Here is a 1,993-nt window from a genome sequence, read left to right as displayed (position 1 = left end):
GGATCAAGCGCTGAAGTCGGTTCATCAAAAAGCAGTAATTCAGGCTTCATGCACAGCGAACGGGCGATAGCTACACGTTGTTGCTGACCGCCAGAAAGTTGTACTGGGTATTTGTTGGCTTGTTCAGCGATGTGTACGCGCTCGAGATAGTGCATTGCAAGCTTCTCGGCTTCTCGTTTGCTTTTTTTCAGCGTACGTATTGGAGACAGAGTCAGGTTTTCAAGCACGGTAAGATGGGGGAATAAATGAAAATGCTGAAACACCATTCCGACTTGGCCAGGTGTGTTGAATTTACTCGGAAGTACTTGTTCTAACACGCAAAGCTCGCCACTTTCGAAAGGTTCTAGCTGATTGATACAACGGATTAAAGTTGATTTACCCGAACCTGATGGCCCGCAAATCACCAGTATCTCTCCTTGTTCAATCTTTAAATCGATATCCTTTAGGGCATGAAAATCACCATACCACTTGTTAAGTGACTTAAACTTAACCATTTCCTTGAGATTGTTCAAATCGTTGTTCATACCTAATAAAGAGACAGGTTTACCTTAACAATATAGAAATATGATTGCACATTAAATTAAGGACTTATGAGAATTTAATAGCATCTTGTAGGGCTAATTAAAAAGCAGCGCCTGATTTGGACGCTGCTTGAGGATATACGCAAAGGCAAAGAATTTGGTTCAGTTTCACGGAATAAATTTTTAGATTATGGTGATTTTCTTTAGAACCTTGTTTTCCTTGCTCTAATTTTGACTGTTATTGAATTGCAGACTCTAGAATCTCGCGTGTTTTCTGAGGCGTGATTGCTTTGTTCTCGCCAAGCTCTAGGTAACCGTGTGATTCAAGTTGAGCAACAACGTTGTCGATTGCTGCCGCTTTCGTTGCTTCGTAACCGTCGAACATAGTTGCAACGTCTAGGCTGTGGTAGAAGGCTTCGATTGCAGCAATAGTGCGCTCGGCTAAATCAGCACCCGCTTCTAGGCCAAATACGTTGCGACCCATTTGCTCTAGCTTGCCACGCTTCGCTTCGATTTGATTACGAAGTAGTGAAGGTTGAACAATCGCAAGAGAACGTGCGTGGTCTACGTGCCATAGTGCTGTGAATTCGTGGCCAATCATGTGTGTTGCCCAATCTTGAGGAACGCCAGTACCAATCAGGCCGTTAAGCGCTTGGTTTGCAGTCCACATTAGGTTTGCACGCCATGCGTCGTTGTCACGCTCGTCGTATTGCTTACCCAGTACAAGTAGGTTCTTAAGCAGTGTTTCTGCGTAACCGTCTTGAACCATCGCGTCTGTTGGCATTGTGATGTATTGCTCACATACGTGAACCCACGCATCAACTAGACCGTTGATCAGTTGGCGCTCTGGCAGAGACTTCATTACGTCTGGGTCCATAACCGCGAACTTAGGTTGTACTGCAGGGTTCATGAACGCCAGTTTCTCTTGAGTCTCTTTACGAGTGATTACAGCACCCATGTTAGATTCAGAACCTGTCGCAGGGAGTGTCAGTACAGCACCAATAGGGGTTGCTTCAGTAACTTGGTGTTTGCCCGCTAGGATATCCCAACCGTCGCCGTCGTATTTAGCTGCCGCAGCAACGTACTTAGAACCGTCGATTACTGAACCACCGCCAACAGCGATAATGAACTCTACGTTTTCTTCTTTAACAAGAGCGACGGCTTTATCTAGCGTCTCTTTGGTTGGGTTAGCTTCAACACCAGCGAACTCAATCCAAGCGTGATCCTTTAGAGAAGCGACAACTTGGTCGTAAACACCGTTGCTTTTGATTGAACCGCCACCGTAGATGACTAGTACTTTCTTCGAAGTATCAACCGCTTGGTTGATAGCGTTGATTTGGCCTTGGCCGAAGTGGATAACTGTAGGGTTAACATAAGTGAATTGCATTAGAGATTCCTTGTGTAAAGCTCAATTTGTTATTTTATTTGATTGCTCAATTTCTATATTTGCATATTAGTACAGTAATCTAGGG

At 44.5% G+C, this 1,993-nt stretch carries 2 protein-coding genes; both read right to left on the bottom strand.

The features are described 5' to 3' along the window. Positions 1-524 (bottom strand): amino acid ABC transporter ATP-binding protein (locus AB4496_RS25525; RefSeq protein WP_372132639.1); only part of this gene is annotated, 524 nt, incomplete at its 3' end. A 235-nt stretch (positions 525-759) separates the two neighbouring features. Further along, on the bottom strand, positions 760-1,908 hold the full coding sequence (locus AB4496_RS25520) for an iron-containing alcohol dehydrogenase (RefSeq protein ID WP_009845513.1): 1,149 nt from the start codon (positions 1,906-1,908) through the stop codon (positions 760-762). Positions 1,909-1,993: the final 85 nt, after the last annotated feature.

Source organism: Vibrio sp. 10N.222.46.A1 (assembly GCF_041473595.1).
GTDB classification, from domain to species: Bacteria; Pseudomonadota; Gammaproteobacteria; order Enterobacterales; family Vibrionaceae; genus Vibrio; species Vibrio tasmaniensis_A.
Note: the sequence above shows the minus strand (reverse complement) of the source record. Positions and strands in the feature narration are given on the sequence as shown.